At 40.2% G+C, this 19,468-nt stretch carries 16 protein-coding genes and 1 tRNA gene; 6 read left to right on the top strand and 11 right to left on the bottom strand.

Annotated elements, in window-relative coordinates:
• Positions 1-46 precede the first annotated feature (46 nt).
• From lon to HQM11_10135, 5 genes are all read right to left on the bottom strand, one after another.
• The gene (gene lon, locus HQM11_10155; protein MBF0351383.1) at positions 47-2,458 is read right to left on the bottom strand and encodes an endopeptidase La; all 2,412 of its coding nucleotides are present in this window, start codon (positions 2,456-2,458) and stop codon (positions 47-49) included.
• A 22-nt stretch (positions 2,459-2,480) separates the two neighbouring features.
• A complete protein-coding gene (locus HQM11_10150) occupies positions 2,481-3,191 on the bottom strand; it encodes a hypothetical protein (protein ID MBF0351382.1) in 711 nt (236 codons plus the stop codon).
• Positions 3,192-3,428: 237 nt separating this feature from the next.
• Positions 3,429-4,286 carry a glycosyltransferase gene (locus tag HQM11_10145; protein MBF0351381.1) on the bottom strand — a complete coding sequence of 286 codons (858 nt, stop codon included), beginning with the start codon at positions 4,284-4,286 and terminating at the stop codon, positions 3,429-3,431.
• 14 nt (positions 4,287-4,300) lie between these two features.
• Complete coding sequence (gene hpt / locus HQM11_10140) at positions 4,301-4,831, bottom strand: hypoxanthine phosphoribosyltransferase (GenBank protein MBF0351380.1); 531 nt, start codon at positions 4,829-4,831, stop codon at positions 4,301-4,303.
• The gene (locus tag HQM11_10135; protein ID MBF0351379.1) at positions 4,831-6,891 is read right to left on the bottom strand and encodes a carboxy terminal-processing peptidase; all 2,061 of its coding nucleotides are present in this window, start codon (positions 6,889-6,891) and stop codon (positions 4,831-4,833) included. The genes hpt and HQM11_10135 overlap by 1 nt, the downstream gene beginning before the upstream one ends.
• A 520-nt stretch (positions 6,892-7,411) precedes the next feature.
• Here HQM11_10135 and uppP point away from each other — a divergent pair.
• The 6 genes from uppP to HQM11_10105 all read left to right on the top strand — a co-directional run bounded on the left by uppP (position 7,412) and on the right by HQM11_10105 (position 14,421).
• On the top strand, positions 7,412-8,221 hold the full coding sequence (gene uppP / locus HQM11_10130; GenBank protein MBF0351378.1) for an undecaprenyl-diphosphatase UppP: 810 nt from the start codon (positions 7,412-7,414) through the stop codon (positions 8,219-8,221).
• A gap of 2 nt (positions 8,222-8,223) precedes the next feature.
• On the top strand, positions 8,224-9,693 hold the full coding sequence (locus tag HQM11_10125; GenBank protein ID MBF0351377.1) for a trypsin-like peptidase domain-containing protein: 1,470 nt from the start codon (positions 8,224-8,226) through the stop codon (positions 9,691-9,693).
• 8 nt (positions 9,694-9,701) lie between these two features.
• On the top strand, positions 9,702-11,243 hold the full coding sequence (locus HQM11_10120) for a hypothetical protein (GenBank protein MBF0351376.1): 1,542 nt from the start codon (positions 9,702-9,704) through the stop codon (positions 11,241-11,243).
• A 6-nt stretch (positions 11,244-11,249) separates the two neighbouring features.
• Positions 11,250-12,317 (top strand): polyprenyl synthetase family protein, encoded by a 1,068-nt coding sequence (locus HQM11_10115; GenBank protein MBF0351375.1) that lies wholly within the window; start codon positions 11,250-11,252, stop codon positions 12,315-12,317.
• Between the two features lie 59 nt (positions 12,318-12,376).
• Positions 12,377-12,459, top strand: a tRNA-Leu gene (locus HQM11_10110).
• Positions 12,460-12,573: 114 nt separating this feature from the next.
• Positions 12,574-14,421: a tyrosine-type recombinase/integrase gene (locus HQM11_10105; GenBank protein MBF0351374.1), complete on the top strand. Its 1,848-nt coding sequence runs from the start codon at positions 12,574-12,576 to the stop codon at positions 14,419-14,421.
• On the opposite strand, the gene HQM11_10100 is transcribed toward HQM11_10105, so the two are convergent.
• From HQM11_10100 to HQM11_10075, 6 genes are all read right to left on the bottom strand, one after another.
• Positions 14,392-15,846 carry a hypothetical protein gene (locus tag HQM11_10100; GenBank protein ID MBF0351373.1) on the bottom strand — a complete coding sequence of 485 codons (1,455 nt, stop codon included), beginning with the start codon at positions 15,844-15,846 and terminating at the stop codon, positions 14,392-14,394. The two genes, HQM11_10105 and HQM11_10100, sit on opposite strands and share 30 nt — an antisense overlap.
• Before the next feature lie 403 nt (positions 15,847-16,249).
• On the bottom strand, positions 16,250-16,417 hold the full coding sequence (locus HQM11_10095) for a hypothetical protein (protein MBF0351372.1): 168 nt from the start codon (positions 16,415-16,417) through the stop codon (positions 16,250-16,252).
• A 10-nt stretch (positions 16,418-16,427) separates the two neighbouring features.
• Positions 16,428-16,658, bottom strand: coding sequence for a hypothetical protein (locus HQM11_10090; protein MBF0351371.1), 231 nt, complete (start codon positions 16,656-16,658; stop codon positions 16,428-16,430).
• 155 nt (positions 16,659-16,813) lie between these two features.
• On the bottom strand, positions 16,814-17,320 hold the full coding sequence (locus HQM11_10085; GenBank protein MBF0351370.1) for a ribbon-helix-helix domain-containing protein: 507 nt from the start codon (positions 17,318-17,320) through the stop codon (positions 16,814-16,816).
• Between the two features lie 92 nt (positions 17,321-17,412).
• Positions 17,413-18,177, bottom strand: a complete 765-nt coding sequence (locus HQM11_10080) for a hypothetical protein (protein MBF0351369.1) — start codon at positions 18,175-18,177, stop codon at positions 17,413-17,415.
• 209 nt (positions 18,178-18,386) lie between these two features.
• Positions 18,387-18,956 (bottom strand): tyrosine-type recombinase/integrase, encoded by a 570-nt coding sequence (locus HQM11_10075; protein MBF0351368.1) that lies wholly within the window; start codon positions 18,954-18,956, stop codon positions 18,387-18,389.
• Positions 18,957-19,468 lie beyond the last annotated feature (512 nt).

Genomic DNA, 19,468 nt, shown 5'->3' with positions numbered 1-19,468 from the left:
TCAACTGGTATGAATTGTCAGTGGTAACTACCAGATCCTATAATTCTCACCCACAGTGAATCGGGCTATGGGAAATAGCCTGAAGGCTCTCGCTGTTCAGGGAACGCTCCAATCCTGAAACAGAAAATGATGTTGGTGGCAGATGTTCCAGAACATATGGAACTGCCTGATCCACTCGGTCAACCTGCTGAATTGTTAAGCCCTCCAGAACTTCATGCGGCACATCTTCCAGATCTTTGGCATTGTCCTTGGGAATCAGCACCATTCTCAAACCGCCGCGTTTGGCTGCCAGTAATTTTTCTTTCAAACCGCCAATCTCTGTCACATGGCCTCGAAGTGTAATTTCTCCGGTCATCGCAACATCATGCTGAATGGGAATTTTAGTACAGACACTGATGATGGACATCATGAGCGGCAACCCGGCTGAAGGACCATCTTTAGGAGTTGCGCCTTCAGGCAAATGGATATGCAGATCCAGTTTTTCAAAAATATCCGCATCAATCCCGAGAAAGAGCGCATTTGCCTTGACATAGGAATAGGCCGCCTGAGCCGATTCCTGCATCACTTCACCCAATTTGCCCGTCAAAGACACTTTACCTGAACCCGGCATCAACCCGGCTTCAACCATCATCAATTCCCCCCCGAGCGTCGTCACCCCCAAGCCCATCGCCACACCGATTTCATTGGCTTCTCCTTTTTTATCCCGATTGAAATGCGCTGTTCCCAAAAGTTTTTCGACCAGTTTTGGTGTCACTATGGTTTTTTTATCTTCATTCTGTCTGACCAACTGTGTGACCGTCTTACGACATACTTTACCAATTTCACGCTCAAGACTTCTAACCCCGGCCTCCCGGGTATAGTCTCTGATAATTTTGAACAGACTTTCTTTCTGAAACACCATTTTCTCTGGCTCCATGCCATGAGCCTTACACTGTCGTTGAACCAGAAAGTTTTTGGCAATGTGATATTTTTCAAGTTCAGTATAGCCTGACAGATGAATCACCTCCATCCGATCCAATAACGGTGCCGCGATATTTTGAATGGAATTTGCGGTGCAGAGAAACAGCACATGCGATAAATCATATTCAACTTCCAGATAATGATCCATGAACGTATTGTTTTGTTCCGGATCCAGCACTTCCAGCAGTGCGGCCGAAGGGTCTGTGACCACGCTTTGATACAGTTTATCCACTTCATCCATCAGCAACACCGGATTGCGGCTTTTTGCCTTGCGGATGGATTGAATAATTTTTCCGGGCATTGCGCCAATATACGTGCGGCGATGACCGCGGATCTCGGCTTCATCCCTCACACCACCAAGGCTCATTCTCACAAAGTTACGGTTGAGGGATCGCGCGATAGATTTTGCAAGTGAGGTTTTCCCCACTCCCGGAGGTCCAACCAGACAGATGATCGGCCCTTTCAGGGTTCCTTTCAACTGGGCGACCGCCAGATATTCAATAATCCGTTCCTTGACTTTTTCCAGACCATAATGGTCTTCATCCAGAATGGTCTGCGCTTTTTCCAGATCAAAATTGTCTTCCGTTTCCGCTTTCCAGGGCATGGCAATCAGCCACTCCAGATAATTTCGTACCACATTGGATTCTGATGACATTGGCGACATCATTTTGATTTTCTTAAACTCTTTGATGGCGACGTCTTCCACCTCTTTCGGCATTCCCGCTTCTTTTATTTTTTTGAGGAAATCATCAGAATCAGACCTGCTGTCCTCTGTCTGCCCCAGTTCTTTCTGGATCGACCGCAACTGATCCTGAAGATAACCTTCCTTATGGGTTGAATGAATATTTTCCTGAACTTTCTTGCGGAGTTGTTCTTCCAGTTTTTTGATTTCCTGTTCTTCACTCATGAATTGAATGATCAATTCCAGTCGCTCTTCAAGCAGTGTTGGTTCCAGAATGCTTTGTTTATGTGTTCGACTGACAGCCATGTGAGGCGCAATGATATCCGGCAGAATCAAGGGAGATGCCAATTTGATCTGTTTATAGACATCATCCTTGATTTTGAGATCATTGTGTTGCGCGTGTTGATAAAAGGCGGCTTTTGCCTTTTCTGCCAACTCAAATATCTCCCTGGTTTCCAAATCAGAGTCCTGGATGAGTTCTATTTCCGCAATCAACAAATCCTGTCGCATTTCGGCGCTGATCAGCCTGGCACGCCGGGTTGCTTCAAACAGAGCTTTTACTGACCCATTGGGCAGACGCATGATTTGAAGCACTTTGACCAGAACGCCTACTGAAAACAAATCACTGGCAGCGGGATTTTCGATACCTGTATTTTTCTGTGCGACCACAAAAATAAGTTTATCAGAAGCAATGGCCTTGTCCAGGGCTTCCATAGACCCGGGCCGGCCGACAAAAAAGGATTTGGTGGTTTGAGGAAAAACAATTTCTTCCCTCATTGGTATGACAGGAACAAGCAGACGGGATAATGGCGACATTTTTCCTTTACGATGCAAAAAGTTATTCCTGAAATTTAGCGTTTTCCTGAGCTGAGCTGAGTAGCCATTCTGTCAGACTGAATGTTTTCTGACAGGGAAACGGTTTTCGTTGGTACACTGTTTCAGGCAGTTCATAGGGTAAACATAAAACACGGATAATATGATGAAATCTATCCAAAATGTGGATAATGGAACTTTCTTCAAATAACAAATTAAAATAATGTTCTGTCTGGCGCACAACTTTCGGGGTGTAGGACTCGTCAAACACACTGCCGGTTCCATTCCATTTTGAGCGAATCAACGGATGCGCGAACGCAGGCATTGACCACTCCTTCTGTAATTTCTGAATTTTGTCTCGATCCAGCATACTCAAAAGCAAAGTTGTGTCCACTTCTCTGCGCTGAACCAGAAAATAACGATGAGCGTCACGTTCCCTGGCCCCTTGAAGGATACTTCGCTCCAGATAAATATCAGTGGAAATATGTTTCCCCACTGCTTTCAGCATTTCCCCGACATTTTCAATGAGCGTATGAAAATGATAATCCAGATCGCCATGCTCCTGTATCACCCCCTGGATCATGGCCTCTCTCATCTCAAGAGACCCGAGACTCGCGACAGGAACCCCCTGCAACCTTGTAGTATTCGAATAATCCACATCATCATACGTTGTTTTTTTCAGACGGATAATGTGAATCGCGTCCTTGATGAGGTATCCTAGTTTAAAAAGGGACATTGCCACAAACCCCTGTTTGAAAGATTTACGGTTCCAGTGTCAGCAAGGAAAAAACAACTTTGTTCAATATTCATTTACCTATCTCAAGCGTGGGCTCTTGAGCACGTTTTGCGTCAAAATTTCGCGATTCTGTCGAAATGACACGTCAGGTTACAACTTGATTTAATACTGATACAAATTCAGGAACAGGTCAATACACGCAACCACAATTCTGATAATTCGCGAATCCTCAGGGACTCATTGTTCAAAAGAATCTGACCGCCAACCGGAATTCTGGAAAGTTGTCGCAAGCTCCGCATAATATTTTGACAATTCAGGGTCTCCGTGACGACCAAATCCTTGTGCCAGTATCCTGGATTTTTCAATCAGTTTTTCAATGGCCGCCTGACGATATTCAGCGCTTAAAGGCACCGTCTCCAGAATTTTTTTCAAAGATTGCACACGGTACCTGTCATTGCCCCAACTGCGACAGGATAGTTGATCTTCATGTCCGCCATAACGAATCATCAGTTTTTCATTGAGCAACGCCACGGGATATCGGGCTGTAATTCTCAACCATAAATCATAATCCTCACAAACCGGGAGTTGTTCATCAAAATTACCGCAGGCTTCAAAAATATCCCGATGGATCATAATTGCGGAAGGTGCCATCAGGCACAGCGACAAACCGGGAATAAATATCCAGCCTTCATGCTTTTGATGTTTTTTCATGGGGTTCACTCTGATCCCGTTCCTGATCCAGATTTCATCGGTAAAATGAATTTTGACCTGTGGCTGTTCCCGGTATCTGCGGAGTTGTTTTTCCAGTTTTTGAGGCAACCACTGGTCATCAGAATCAAGAAACGCCAGCCATTCGCCTGTTGCCTGATCCAGTCCCCGGTTGCGGGCATAGCTCACCCCCCTGTTTTCAGGAAGATCAATCACTTTGATTTCAGCACCATATTGTTCAAGCAATCGGGAGGTGTCATCGGTGGAACCGTCGTTCACCACTATGAGTTCAAAATCCCTGAAAGTCTGAGTCAACACAGAATCAATGGACGCAGACAACCATGACGCACGGTTCCATGTTGGCAGAATGACACTGACGAGAGGCATAGCTGTTTCAATCGTCAGGGTTGGATAACAGCAATATGCGGCAATGTCCGATACCGTCCGGCCAGATCCAGTCCATAGCCTACGACAAACTCATCTTCAATCATAAATCCATTGTATTTGGGCATAATGGAAACTGTCCGTGAACGATTCTTGTTCAACAGCGTGCAGATTTCGAGCGAGGCAGGGTTGTAACTTCTAAAATCCTGAAGAATTTTTGCCAGCGTGAGTCCGGTGTCGAGGATATCTTCCACAACCAGCACATGCTTGCCTGCCAGTTTCAGAGCATGAGACAAATGAACATTCCCTGAAGAAGAGGTCGAATCACCATAACTGGAGGCCTGGATAAAATGGACAACAGGAGAGATTTCAAGGGCACGGGACAGATCTGCCATGAACAAAAAGGCACCCGTCAGCACACCGACAAGATGTAACTCACGGTTGTGGTAATCTGCTGAAACTTGACGGCCTAATTCGCGAACACGCTGTTGAATGGCTGATTCCGAGATCAGCACATCCAGCGACGGAGATTCCAACTTTTGCGACATCAGGAACGTTTACCGAAAATTTGTGTTTTCCGGGAACTCTCAACCTGGAGCATCTGGATATAATCTTCCAGAATCTGGATGGATTCTTCCAGATACTGATCTTTGACAATGATTGATTTCGTTTCTTGTGAATCCGCGTGTTCAGGAATCTCGCCTTCTATCGTCTCAGTTTCCGGTTTTGGCTCATCGCGCTTTTCATAATCTTTCTGAATTTCAAGAATGGAGGTGTATTTTCTTGGTTTGATCTGGGTGACGTATTCCTGGATATTTTTTTGAATTTTCTGAAAAAATTCGCTGTTTTTTGTACGTTCCTGCGAGTGTTTCCGCAGTTGTGGCAGATATTTATCCACCTTGCTGACAGGTGCGTAATTGACCGCGTCAATGGATTTCCAGGGCAATGCGTTTGGCAAGGTTGATTCTCCGATTTCCCGTTCATTGGTGATGGACGGCAACACAATATCCGACTCCACGCCACGGTTTTGAGTCGACCAGCCTGAAACCCGGTAGAACTGGGCAATCGTGATTTTCAGTGCGCCATAGTCTTCAGGCAACTGAGCGATGTTTTGAACGGTTCCTTTTCCGAAGGTGGTTTTGTCACCAACCAGAATCGCACGATGATAGTCCTGTAGAGCTCCTGCCAGAATTTCGGATGCTGAGGCGCTGAAGCGACTTAACAAAACCAGAAGTGGGCCTTCATAAACCGCTTTTTCACGACTCCGATGAATATATTGCCTGCCACCGGACTGATTGACAATCACCACTGGATTCGCGCCGACAAACAGACCTGCCATTGAAATGGCTTCATCCAAACCACCGCCACCATTGTTCCGGAGATCCAGAATCACCCCATCGACATTTTGTTTTTTGAAGGTTTCCAAATGCGTTGCTACATCTCGTGAAGAACTTTTGTAACTGTCGGGATTTTCCCTGCGGCCATTGAAATCAATATAGAAGGAAGGCAGATTGATCACTCCCACCTTGATCTTTTTTGGAACTGAGGTTGCTTCGGGTTTTCCTGTTTCAGTCACCAGCGTCGGGGTAAAAACTTCAGCCTGTGCTTCACCATCTTTCAGCACAATCTGATCACGAAGAATTTCAATCAGCACGGTGCTGTTGCCGGTTTCATTTTTTCGTATGATTTGAAGTCTGACCTTCGTTCCGCGCTCTCCCCGAATCAACTGAACCACATCATTCAACCGCATGTCAATGACGCTTTCAAAGGGTTCTGTCCCCTGGGCCACCCCGATAATCCGGTCATTGACCTTGAGTCGGCCATCCCGATAGGCGGCTCCGCCCGGCACAATGGAATTGACCACCGTGTAGCCATCTTCCCAGCGCAACACCGCGCCGATGCCTTCCAAAGACAATTTGATGGTGATATCAAAATTTTTGAGTTCTTGCGGTGACAGGTAGGAAGAGTGCGGATCATAAGCCGATGTCAAGGCGTTCATATACAATGACACCACATCATTATCTTTATAATGTGAATAATCTTTCCAGGCACTTCGAATTCTCTTGAGCAGACGCTCTTTGGCTTCTTCCATGGTGCTACCACCCAAGGTGAGTTGCAACAAATCGAATTTCATCTTTGTTCGCCAGATGGACTGAGCATCTTTCTGGTCTTTGGGATAAGGCACATCCTTGCGATCCAGTTCCCATGTGGCATCTTTTTTAAAATCAAAATCTTCCTTGATGAACGTTTCGGTCATTTGCAAACGTTCATTCAACCGGGTTTTAAAGCGGGTAAAAATCTGGAGGGCAATTTCAATATTTCCTTGCTGGATCAGGTCATCGAGTGATTTTTCATATCGGCGGAATTCATTGATGTCTGCTTCCATAAAGTAATAATGTCCCGGATCCAGCAAGTTCATATAAATCTGAAACATCCTGACTGAAATCACATCATCCAACGGTTGCTGCGAATAATGCATTTCCACAAATCTTTGCGCGATTGGCCGAACAATTGCGCCATTCAGCGGTGGTTCGTCATTTGCTGACGCAGTGAAACAGAATCCAGAGATGAACAACCATCCGCCAAGAACCAACAACGTTTTTTTCATAAATTTCCTAAGCCTTATCAAAGTCAATCATATCAATTTATAAACATCTATTTCATGAACAGTGGAAAGATACAATAGCTATTCTGTTATTTTTAGAGGAAGTTATTTATTCGTTCAGAACGCTCGAACCATCCCAATCTTCACCGGAATTCCGCCCTTGGATGCCGACCATGAAAAATGAGTGCCATATCCTCTGAAAACAGGGATTGTGCCTGTTTAGGAACGTTCAAAAAAATAATGAAGCAGAGCTTCGTCTGAGGGATAACGTGCCCCACGGACGTAGGGCACGAGCCAACTTTTACAACTTATTTTTTGCCGTTCCTTAAAGTTTGTGGGATTTCATCCCTCCTGCAAATGGAGCCATATTATCTATTTCAACTCCTAATTCGCATTATCTATTTATTTTTTGCAGACCTTGAACGTCTTGAACCTTGTATAATTCATCAGTAACGTTCACTTTTTTTAATTCATCCGAATTTTGTCACCGTTGGATCCGCGTTCAATATAAATTGAGATGTTTATGACCACATGGTTTCAGGCACTGGTACTGGGTATCGTCCAGGGGCTTACCGAATTTCTCCCCATCAGCAGCACCGCCCATTTGCGAATTGTTCCTCATCTGCTTGGCTGGAATGATCCCGGTGCCGCGTTTTCAGCAGTGATTCAGCTTGGGACGCTGCTATCCGTTCTGATCTATTTCCGCACTGATATTCTGAAACTGCTTCAAGCGACTCTGCAAAGCATTGTTCGTAAAAATCTGCTCTATTCTGATGAATCACGAATGGCCTGGGGCATTGCGGTGGGCAGTATCCCCATTGTTTTTCTCGGACTCGGGTTCAAGCATTATATTGAAACTGACGCCCGGAGCCTGACCATCATTGGCAGTGCGCTGATCGTGCTGGCCATTGGACTTTATGCCTCAGAACATTTTTCCAGACAAAATCTTCCCCTGAATCAATTGAGCATCCCTCAAATGGTGATGGTCGGCCTGTTTCAGGCACTGGCATTGATTCCCGGTTGTTCTCGTTCCGGCTCAACCATTATGGGTGGACTCATTGCCGGACTGAATCGAGCTGACGCGGCACGGTTCTCGTTTCTTCTGGGATTGCCAGCCATTGCGGGAAGCGGTCTGTTTGAACTGAAAGAATTGCTGGAAAGCGGTCTTGGCGAAACCGGCGTGATCTCCTTGTTGATTGGCATTGGCACCTCGTTCCTTGTGGGTTATCTTTCCATAGAATTCCTGCTACGTTTCCTTAAACGTTATGGCACCCTCACCTTTGTGATTTACCGCATCATTCTTGGCAGTTTGATTCTCGCACTCTGGACCTGACCATGAAACACAAACATCCGGCTACAGTTATTTCAATGGTTTGTTTCCTGCTGGCCCCATTTTTTGTACAAGCGCAATCCAGGGCCAATGACATTGAAAATTCTGTATTCCGAATCACCAATTACCAGCAAAGTGTGGATTGGCAATCGCCCTGGAAAACAACTCCGGCTGAAGCCAGCAGCGGAACAGGTTTTTTAACCGGAAAACAACTGATTGTCACCAACGCGCATGTGGTGAGCGATTCCCGGTTGCTCATTGTGAACAAACAAAGCACCTCCAAACCCTTCATCGCGGATGTGATCGCGGTGGCACATGATTCCGATCTGGCACTGCTGAAAGTCCGTGATCCCCGATTTTATAATGATACTGTTCCGATTCCCCTTGGTGAAATGCCGGAAATACAAAGCCATGTCAGAACCTATGGCTATCCCATGGGCGGTCAGAAAATTTCACGAACTGAAGGTGTGATTTCACGTATTGAATTCGGGACCTATGTCCATCCGGGCATTGATTCGCATCTGCTGGTTCAGACAGATTCTGCCATCAATCCCGGAAACAGCGGGGGACCGGTGATTCAGAAGGATCAGGTGGTGGGCGTCGCGTTTCAGTCCAATCTCCGGTTGAATGATGTGGGCTACTTCATTCCAGTTCCATTGATTCTCAGATTCCTCAAGGACATTGAGGATGGTGTCTATGACGGTGTTCCCGAAATCGGAGTGATCACCAGCGACCTGCTCAATCCATCCCAACGGAAATTTCTGGGACTGGATGAAGCAATGGGCGGAGTTCTGGTTGAACGTGTTCTGCCAATGTCGTCAGCGGAAAATCTGATTTTCCCGGGGGATGTCCTGCTGAAAATTGAAACCAGCATGATTGATATGGCAGGCATGGTCCACTATGAAGGACACCGGATTTCTTTTTTTATTGAAGCAGAAAACAGGCAGATTGGTGATTCACTGAACCTGACCGTTCTCAGAAACCAGTCTGTTCAGACCATAACCCTCCAATTAAAACCCCCGCCCTACAGTCAGGAAATCCGCAACAGTTACGATGTTCTTCCTGAATATCTGATTGTGGGTGGACTGGTTTTCACTCCGCTGAATCGCAATTATCTTCAAACAGTAGGCAGTGCCTCCGCCACACTGGTTTATGAACTGTTATTCAGAGGCACAGAACAAGCTGAAACAAGACGTGAGCAAGTCGTTGTGCTGGCGCAGATTCTTCCTGCTTCCTTCAACTCGGGTTACACCGCCATGAATCATTTTGTTCTGAATAAAGTCAACGGCGTGATTATTCAGTCGATCCGGCATCTCAAGGAAGTTCTACGAAGCCAGAAAGACGAGCAATACTATGTTTTTGAAAGCCAATGGACATCGATGCCGATCATCATGAACAGAAAACTGGCAGATGACAATAATGAAAAAATACTGCGCCAATATGGCATCCCACAGGCTGAACGAATTCAGGAGTAAACAATTCCATGTATCCAATATTCCAATTTTCAACCCGTTCCGTTGCCCGCAAAGGCATCCAGCCATTTCAATTCCTGTGTCTGCTATGGCTTGGGATCACCCTGGGACAGACCACGATTCATGCCGAAGAAACTCAGGAAGTATATTCTTATGACAAGCATATCGTTGTCCTCAAAGTATATTTTCAGGAATATGACTGGTTGTTACCGTGGAATAAAAAATCCGTGGGCGCGCGACAGGGTGCCGCCATCGTTGTGGGGCCACATCAATTGCTGACAACGGCTCAGATGGTGAACAGCCGAACCTTGATTCAAGTACGACACCCTGACAAAGCTAAAACATGGGAAGGCCTCTTGACCCGGATCGACGCCTCGATCAATCTGGCATTGCTGGATGTCGCGGACGAAGAGTTCTGGAAAAACCTCGAACCTGTTTCCTGGGGGGAAGCCAATACCGGCCCGGTAATGCTGACACAAATCAAATCCGTCAGAAATTTGAAGACCATACCGGGAACTATCACCAGGCTCAGCATGGGCTTCCGACCTTACAGCCGATTGCATCAGCCGATTATGTTTATTGAGGGAAGCAATTTTCATCATGCGGATGGACATGGTGTTTTTGAAGGACAGACACTGACAGGGATGGCTGTTCAGTCTGCCAATAACGGCCTTGAAGCCCTGCCTTCGTTTTATCTGCAAACCTTCCTTCAAAAGGCGCAACAGCATCCCTATTCCGGTTTTCCCAACCGGGGCTTCACCTGGCAGAAAATCGCGGATGACAGCATTCGTGACTATCATCAAATTCCGCAAGATCAGGAAGGGGTGTGGATCAACCGTGTCCTGCACGGAGGGGTGGGAACAGATGTTCTTCAACCTAAAGATTTTTTAACAGGAATCAATGAATGGAACATTTCCAATGAGGGCAATATCTCACATCCTCAATGGGGCGATGTGTTGTTTGATTACCTGCTGACAGATTCATTGGCGCAACAGACTCAGGCAACCTTCCATGTCATCCGGCAGGGAAAACCGATGACCCTCCAGGGAAAAGTCACCAGACTTTCAGAAGCGGATTATTACATTCCCCTGGAAAATGCGGAACAACCGCCAACGTATGTGTTGAGAGGCGGGTTGCTGTTCCAACCGCTCACCATGGATTACCTCACGTTGTGGGGAAATAACTGGAATGCCAAAGCCCCCCTGCGCCTGAGGCTGTTTGCTCAACTGGATGAATTTCTATCAGAAAATAAAAATCGCCACATCATCCTGCTCACCCGTGTCCTGCCGGACCCCATCAATATTGGCTATCAGGATCTGTCCAACATGGTAGTCACTGAAATCAACGGAAAATCGATTCAAACCATACAGGATGTTGTGAGCGCGTTTGATTCGCCCTCAGGAGCATTTCATCAAATCCGGTTTTTACCCGGAGATGAGCGCATGAATCTTGTGTTACCAGTGAGCGACTTGCCTCAGGCAGACCAGAGAATTTTACAATTATACCAGATTCCACAGTCTCAACAAATTCCTCCCAACGATGCTACACCATAGGTTTTCATGTCCCTTGATCAGTTTTCAGCCGCACAATACCGGTTTTTAAAAGATTATCTGCAACAGGCAGGATCTTTCATTCAGCAGGAAATCAGCAACCGGATTCCACTCCGGGAACCCCGTGAATATTTGTATGACCTGATGCACGATTACCCATCGCGGGGTGGAAAAAAATTCCGTTCAGCGCTGGTGTTGCTTTCCTGTGAACTTTTTGGAGGAAAACCCCAAGATGCGTTGTTGACGGCCACCGCGTTTGAGTTGTTTCAAAATTTTGCGCTGATCCATGATGACATTGAAGACGATTCCATGACACGCAGAGGAAAACCCACTCTGCATCGATTGCATGGAATCCCCCTGGCGCTCAATGCGGGAGACTGCATGTTGGGCCTGGTGTTTGAAACCCTCATGGACAATGAATCCCGACTGGGAACCGCCACAACCATGAATTTGATCCGGCATTTCAATCAGGTGATCCGCTATACTTTTGAAGGTCAAGCCATGGATATTGGCTGGGTCAGTCATGATAAATTCCCGACACGGGAGGAATATCAGCAGATGATCACCCGAAAAACAGGCTGGTATTCCGGACGTGGCCCCTGTGAATGCGGCGCCCTTCTTGCCGGAGCCTCTGACGAGGACATTTCATGGATCGGCCGCTTCGGAGAAAGCATCGGCATTGGTTTTCAGGCACGGGATGATGTCCTGAATCTGATCGCGGACAGTGAGCATCAGGCACCTTCGGCTCATTCAGGAGGGTATGGCAAAGAACAGGGGGGTGATTTTGAAGAAGGAAAACGGACCCTGATCACCATTGAGATGTTTGAACGACTTTCGTCATCTGAAGCGGAGACCCTGCATGAAATTCTACTCAAACCGAGAGAAAAAAATTCTCCTGAAGAAATTGAATGGGCCATTGAGCGTGCCATAAAAACCGGATCGATTGATGCTGTCAGAAACTATTGTGAATCGCATGCGGAACAGGCGTATGACTGCCTGAAACATCTGCCTGCCACGCCGGCACGATCTTTGATGGAAGAGTTGGTATCGTTCCTGACCATCAAGCGAGAAAACTGAAGAAAAAAGACTTGCGTCTCAGAGGAGAATTACATATTCATGCCGGATCTTTTTTATATGCCGAGGTGGTGAAATTGGTAGACACGCTATCTTGAGGGGGTAGTGGGCAACGCCTGTAAGGGTTCGAGTCCCTTTCTCGGCATTCCCCATTGATTAAAATTCATTTTATTTCAATAGGTTACCGACTTAATTCTTACTGAAAATTGATTTATTTCAAAATCTACTCAATGTTAGTAGTCAATTTTTCAGGTAAGAAATGCGTAACTTCTATATCTACAAAGAATCTTCCCATTCTTATTTTTTCCTTTCCACAATCCCCTTGGATTTGATAGAAACTCTGAAAAAGAGACAATTTTTGTTGTCCCTTCACACAGTTGATAAACGCCAGGCAAAACATCTTTCCAAATATTTATATATTGAATCGCAAAGTCTTTATTTTGCGATTAGGAATGGGGAAATGGGAAAAGAATTAACGATTGAAGACATTAAATTGATTTTAAAAACAAAACTTCATTCTGGCAAAAGACATAGCGAGCATTACTTTTGGGGAATTACTGATTGGACAGAAAATGCCAACGAAAAAAGAATTTCAAATCTAAATCAACATCTTAGTGATTTGAAAAACAAGGAGGATTTCCCCTCATTAAAAAAAAAAGTTGATATGGAGATAAGAGAAACTCTAAATCTAACCGCATTTGAAATTCCAAAGCAAAACACTTTTGAATACAATAGTTTATTTCAAGGGTTGATTAAGATAAAAGAAGAAATCTTGAACCTGAAAATTGCTTTAGTTAGTGGAGAAAAACAGTCAGAATGGGATATTTTTTCACAAGCAAAACAGGAATATGAAGCATCAAATATAAGTTCTATTATTCCCACGTCAGAAGTAGTTCATCAATTTAAAAAAATTCAAGAATTACCTTCACCAAAAATCATTCAAACAACTGAAATCAGTCCAACAAATCCCATCCAAAATCCAAAGTTACTTTCAACTATGATTCCTCAATACTTGGACTATCATAGAGAAAAAGGAACAAAGCAACAAACAATCAATGAATATGAATCCCTTCTGAAACTTTTTATCTGGGTTCTTGGCGATAATGACATTTCAGAGTATTCCAAAGATAAACTGAACGATTTTACAAATATTCTAAAACGATTACCACCAAACCTGAGTAAAAACCCCAAATTTAGAGAAAAAACAATTCAAGAAATATTGGAATTGGGAGAAAAACCAAGAACCCTAAGAACTTGTAATAATTTGATATTAAATATCAAAACATTTTTTAATTGGTTAGAACGAAATGATTATATCCAAAAATCTCCAGTTGTAAGTGTAACTGTTGGCAAGTTAACCAATACAAAGGACTCACTACCTGTTGTTTTCAGCAACGATGACTTAAAGAAAATTTTTGATAAACAAAATTATCTGGACTCAATCAATAATTCTCAAAGTTTTGAAATTAGGTGTGCCAAATTTTGGATTCCAATTTTTGGGTTGTTTAGTGGCGCAAGGCAAAACGAAATTTGCCAAATCTTTCTTGACGACATCAATAAATCAGAAGATGGAATTTTTTATATTAAACTATCAGATGAACGACTCACACAGAGACTAAAAAACAGAATGTCAAAAAGGAATATTCCGATACATCCACAACTTTTTGAAATTGGGTTTCAAGAATATTTAGACATTTTAGGATATTCACCTAACGGAAACGGAGAAAAAAGATTGTTTCCGGGATTGAACTATTTTGCGGAATCCTACGGAAAACAATTATCCAAGTGGTTTAATGATTACCTAAAAAAAGTTGATGTCAAAAATTCCAAAAATACTGAAAATGGAAAAAAAGTGTTTCATACCTTTAGAAAAAATGTCGCAACCAAACTTTATGAAAATGAAGTAGAAGAAATTTTTATTGAAAGATACTGCGGTTGGACATCAGGGAAAATTTCAAGAACGGTTTACACCTCCGAATTTGCTGTGAAAAAAATTAATGATGTTGTGATTCCAAAGTTGAAGTTTTCAATTGATTGGAACGGGTTAAAAGAAGTGTGGAAAGAAATTGAAAAACAATCACACAAAGGGTTTCCTTTCAATTCTTAGCATCGGAAGTAACATATCCTTATCTTCAAAATCAATATTTTCCAATGTTTTATTGATTAGTTTTTTCAGCGATTCATCATTCATCCCCTCAGGCACATATAAGACGCAACCATCAAACTCGTGAGAGTTAACATTTACGCCCTGTTTCGTGAATTCAATAATCATTTTATGTATGATTTCTGCTTCTTTGGACTGTAATAATGAGGCTGTATAAATCAATGTTCTTTTCTTCTGTTCATAATTTTCAAAATTTACAGGAAAACCACAACTATTGATAAAAACATTGTTGTTAAAAGTAACATTCTGTTTTAAATGAAATTTCCATCTTTTAATGTCTTCATTTAGGGGTTCAAACTTTTTGTTTAATACATCCAGGATAGATTGTGGATTTATGTCAACATCCAATTCTTGAGTTTCATCATATATGGCCTTAGTAACAACAGGATTCTTCAGTGTCATTTTTCCCGTGTATAGGGAAAACAACTTGTAAAAAATCAAACTCTTAATGATTTGTTTTGGAATCCCTTCAGAAACCCAAGAATTTATGATTGAATCATTATTTACATAGTGTTTGAAGAATTCGGACTTCAATTCATATTTAATGAAGTAATACAGCAGAATTGTTGGTTGACTTCTGACAATATCAATATTGATATATTCATCCCCATAAAAAATTTCTTTTTTTATAATTTTCTTTATCCGCTGTGCTGGCAACGTTCCTTTTTCAAAAATTCTTCCGCTTAAACCAGTTCCACCAAGAATATACGCCGGTTTGTAATACCCTTTTTTAAATGATTGTCGGTAAATATGCCGTTTGAATTCCCCTATGGAATATTGGAGATATTCCAAGTTCTTAACATCATCATTCAAGTTCGTTTCAAATTCTTCCAATCTTTCCAAATTGATGTAACATTTGGAAAAACTGTTTATGACGTTTTGAATCAGTTTTGGAACTTTAAATTGATTTTCACTTTCACCATAAACAAATTCCGATTTTAATATCGGGGTTTTTGTTGGTTTGGGTTTAGGTTCCTTGTTTCTTAATTCATTTAATATGTGGATTATCCTTTTTTTGATTTTGTAACCAAATGCTTTAGTTCCTTTTTGATAATAAGAATCTTTTTCTAAAAACTTTTTTGTAAAATCACTGTGTAATTTTCTATTGGATGAACCAAACCAAGAATTTAAGAAATTTGAATTTAGTGGAATAAAATCATCAATATTTCTGTTTTTAAATTGGGAATTTAATATATGGATGAATAAGGTTCTAACCAGATATTGTTGTGGTATTTTCAATTTTGTTTTTTTAAGAATGTCATCAATATATTTTTCAACAAAAGGTTCTGTATCCAGATGAAATTGAATGTTATAAGTTGAACCATTCACATTATAAATATAGAAGTGATTAGAATTTAATTTTTTCATTCATTACTTCTTCATTATCTATTTATATTACATTATCTTTCCTTCCCTTCCTTTCCCTTCCCTTCCCCTTAATGTATGATGAAAACAGGGATAAGTTATTGATTTAATTAGAATCAAGGAAGAAAATAAAAGAAATATAGTGTATTATGAAACTTTTGATAGTGTTTTTTGAGTATGACTAATCACTGAAAATCGAACGAATCAAATCAAAATTTTTAAATGATTTCAACTCTTTGACTTCTGGGGGTGGCTCAACGTTCGGGGGTGGTTCTTTTTTTTTCTGAGAAATGAACAATATAAATAGTGATGTATAAATTTTAATTTCATATTTTTCCATTTTGTTTTCCTTTCAACCCCCTTTTTTCTCTGTCTCCAAACAAAATAAAAAAGGGGTTGTTTTTTGTTAGTTAACACTTTCCAGGTAGTTTAAAATAAACGTTTCCATTAATCTCGGAATCGAAATATTTTTTTCATTTGTGACTTCCTTGAACTTCATAAAAACATCTTTATGAACGGTAAATGAAATTTTTGAAATTTCTTCACCATCTTTTTTTCTTTTATAACTTGTCATACTATCCTTATTATTCATTGTTTTCATCAATTATTTCAGAATATTCTTCTTGTAGAGAATTAATTGATTTCATCAAATAATTTCTCGATTCTAAAATATATTTGTCGGTTTCTTTAAATGAACCGGTTAGAAAATTCAGTCGATTGTAAAATATATCATTGAGTTCATCTAAAACACTTTTAACACCTTCGTTCATCGAATCCGTCAAATTTTCATACAGAATTTTTTTCTTTAAAATCATATTTTCCCTTATTTAAAATATTCATAAAATTTTTTGTTTCATAACTATTTATAAAAAATTATAAAAAATGATGAAATTGATGAAAATGATGAATTTTTATTGTAGGGGGTAGATGGATGGGGGGGGTTAATAAAAACCCCGTGGTGATGTGTTTTTTATGATATTTTCTTTAGATAATCTATTAGTGACTCCTGGATCATCCTTGACTTCATTTTTCCGGTTTTACGTGAGACTTTATCTAACTTTTCGTAGAGTATTTTATCCAGGTATAAACTCCTTTTAACCTTTTTCGGTTCGTTCAGTAAAATCCTTTTCTTTTGAGATTTTGATAAAAATTGAGTTTCTATTAAAATCTGAATCAGACCGTTTTCTGATACCGGTTTAAAAAGGTTCATTTTTTCTTCCACCAAAAAAACATCTTTAAAAAGTTCTGTTCCCGTCGGTGTTAATAAATTTTTTTCAGGTGAGTAGATAAAACACTCTCTGGTAGATGTTTTAATGATCAGGTAGATAGACGTATCTTCTTCATCCGATTCGATTTCACGGAATCTGAAATCATCCAGCTCAGAATTTTCCGGTTCATCATCATCAGTTGTTTCTTCAGAATCCATTGGTTGGTAGTCATCCAGTTCTTCTTTTAGAATTTCCTTAAAAGTTTTCATATTCATCTCCTTTAAACTTAATTTTCCGTTATCGGCCCGGAAACCGTGTATTGAAAATCAATACACGGTTATTTATAGAGATGATTTCGTTTCTAAAAAAAATTTTCTAAATTTGTTTTAGATTCTATTAAAACAGGAAAATAATTTTCGGTTTTTTTATCTATTTCTTTTTGAGTCATTTGATTTTCTATTTCATCATTTAACTCCGGATAAACTTCTGATATTTTTGTATAAACTCCTTCGTTTATTTTTTTGTATATAACACTTTTCCACTCGTCTAATTTAGACGAGTGACTTTCCGTCAGATTTCGTCGGTTAATGTTAATTACATTCATAAAAGTGTCATAATCAGTTTGTTGATGTCTTACAAAATTAACCATTATCCTTTTTAAAAAAGATTCATCGGAAAATTCCGAACAAAAGTTAGGGTCATATTTATCACTTTGATAAAATTTATCACTTTGATAATCATTATATGCACTGATTGAGATCGCTTTTAATTCATCCAGTTCTTTCTTATCGATATTCATCGATTTAATTTCATCCTTGATGGACTCATAAAGTTCTTTCAGTTCTTTCATTTGATCATTAACGATTAATGACGAATTTTTGATTTTTGTTTGTTTTAATTTCTCTTTTCTTTTTTCAGCATCTTCCTTCCATATTTTATAATTTTCACTTTTTTCGACTAATAAAACTCGTTCTTTTCCGTAAAGTTTTATTTTATATTTTACATTATAGGGGTTATGTTTTTCAACGTCACAACTTCCTAAAAATTTTTTAATTGACGTGTCAGTAAAACCTTTTTCTTTCAATTCTGTAATATTGAAAAAATTATCCCTGATTATTTTTGTCATAATAGTCACCATATAAAAAATTCATTAACTTTATATGTATTATAACAAAAATTGAAAAAATAATCAAGTCATTGTTTTTATTAACCAAATCATTGATTTGATTAATAATATTTTGATAAAAATCAATGTTGAATAATGATATTTTTCAATGTATTATTTTAAATAAATTGTCAGACAATTTATTGTCATTTGTCGGGCCGATAACCACTTTAGATAATATTTAATGATTTTTTGATGTCCAATGACTCTTTTTCATCAACTCCAATATACAATGACGTGTTTGAAATAGACTTATGACCGAGTAGATTTTGACAAACTTTTAAATTTCCGGTTTTTTTATATATTATTGTCGGTAGAGATTTTCTCAGAGAGTGAGTCGCAATTTCATTTTCGTCAATTCCAACCGCATCAACAAAACTTTTCAGGATTCTGTGCCATTGAACCTTTGATATAGATTTTCCGGTTTTCTTTCGTCCTTGAAATAAAAAATCATCATTTGATAAATGATTTTCCAGAATGTGTTTTTTCAGAATTTCACGGGTTTTTTCTGATAATGAACACGTGACGGAATTTTCCGTTTTCATCATCTTCACCTTAAAGGTTTCTTTCACTTCATCACTAAAAAACACATCTTTAACTTTTAAAGTTAAAACATCACCGACCCGTAACATCGTATCTAATGATAATCGGAAAATTACCAAATCTCTTAGAGATCCGGTTCCCCTAATATAGATCTCCAATTTTTTTATTTCATTTTCAGTTAAACCCCGTTTTTTCATACGACCCCCAAAATTTAAATTTCAATGTAATGTTTTATGAAAAAACTATATAATATATTACATTCAACATCAAGATAAATCCGGATATTTTTTTAAGTAACTGGTTTAACAGTAGATTTTAGCGAATGTAATGATTTGTTATTTCATTACATTCATTTTCTAAACAATTTATTTGAATTGAAAGTGACAAATGATTTTTGTAATATATTTGAAGTTAATTCAACTTTGAATATATGCTATTTTTTAGTAAAATTCAGTCAATTTTCATACTCTGCTTTTCGGATTTAGTTAATATTTTCAGTAAGAATTACTCGGAAACAACGATTCCCTTTCTCGGCACCAACTTTAAGTAATATAATTGATTTCATTATCTTTTTAATTACGCACGGCTATCAACGTAAGCCGATACACTTTATAAATTCAATGGATTAGAAAAAATTCTTTTTTGAGAATTTCGAGATAAAGGCAAATCCCCCATCTGATCCACCAACCAGGAAAACAAATCAGGAAAT

It is taken from the genome of SAR324 cluster bacterium (assembly GCA_015232315.1).
In the GTDB taxonomy this organism is placed as follows: Bacteria; SAR324; SAR324; order SAR324; family NAC60-12; genus JADFZZ01.
The sequence above is the reverse complement of the archived record's forward strand: the minus strand, read 5'-3'. Positions and strand labels throughout refer to the sequence as shown.

Bases quoted from the DNA above. Each gene is read 5' to 3' on its own strand.
- HQM11_10085 (MBF0351370.1), bottom strand. From the start codon at position 17,320: ATGAAAACTTTTAAGGAAATTCTAAAAGAAGAACTGGATGACTACCAA.
- HQM11_10125 (MBF0351377.1), top strand. From the start codon at position 8,224: ATGAAACACAAACATCCGGCTACAGTTATTTCAATGGTTTGTTTCCTG.
- HQM11_10150 (MBF0351382.1), bottom strand. From the start codon at position 3,191: ATGTCCCTTTTTAAACTAGGATACCTCATCAAGGACGCGATTCACATT.
- uppP (MBF0351378.1), top strand. From the start codon at position 7,412: ATGACCACATGGTTTCAGGCACTGGTACTGGGTATCGTCCAGGGGCTT.
- HQM11_10095 (MBF0351372.1), bottom strand. From the start codon at position 16,417: ATGACAAGTTATAAAAGAAAAAAAGATGGTGAAGAAATTTCAAAAATT.
- HQM11_10115 (MBF0351375.1), top strand. From the start codon at position 11,250: ATGTCCCTTGATCAGTTTTCAGCCGCACAATACCGGTTTTTAAAAGAT.
- HQM11_10105 (MBF0351374.1), top strand. From the start codon at position 12,574: ATGCGTAACTTCTATATCTACAAAGAATCTTCCCATTCTTATTTTTTC.
- HQM11_10075 (MBF0351368.1), bottom strand. From the start codon at position 18,956: ATGAAAAAACGGGGTTTAACTGAAAATGAAATAAAAAAATTGGAGATC.
- HQM11_10090 (MBF0351371.1), bottom strand. From the start codon at position 16,658: ATGATTTTAAAGAAAAAAATTCTGTATGAAAATTTGACGGATTCGATG.
- hpt (MBF0351380.1), bottom strand. From the start codon at position 4,831: ATGTCGCAAAAGTTGGAATCTCCGTCGCTGGATGTGCTGATCTCGGAA.
- HQM11_10100 (MBF0351373.1), bottom strand. From the start codon at position 15,846: ATGAAAAAATTAAATTCTAATCACTTCTATATTTATAATGTGAATGGT.
- lon (MBF0351383.1), bottom strand. From the start codon at position 2,458: ATGTCGCCATTATCCCGTCTGCTTGTTCCTGTCATACCAATGAGGGAA.
- HQM11_10135 (MBF0351379.1), bottom strand. From the start codon at position 6,891: ATGAAAAAAACGTTGTTGGTTCTTGGCGGATGGTTGTTCATCTCTGGA.
- HQM11_10120 (MBF0351376.1), top strand. From the start codon at position 9,702: ATGTATCCAATATTCCAATTTTCAACCCGTTCCGTTGCCCGCAAAGGC.
- HQM11_10145 (MBF0351381.1), bottom strand. From the start codon at position 4,286: ATGCCTCTCGTCAGTGTCATTCTGCCAACATGGAACCGTGCGTCATGG.
- HQM11_10080 (MBF0351369.1), bottom strand. From the start codon at position 18,177: ATGACAAAAATAATCAGGGATAATTTTTTCAATATTACAGAATTGAAA.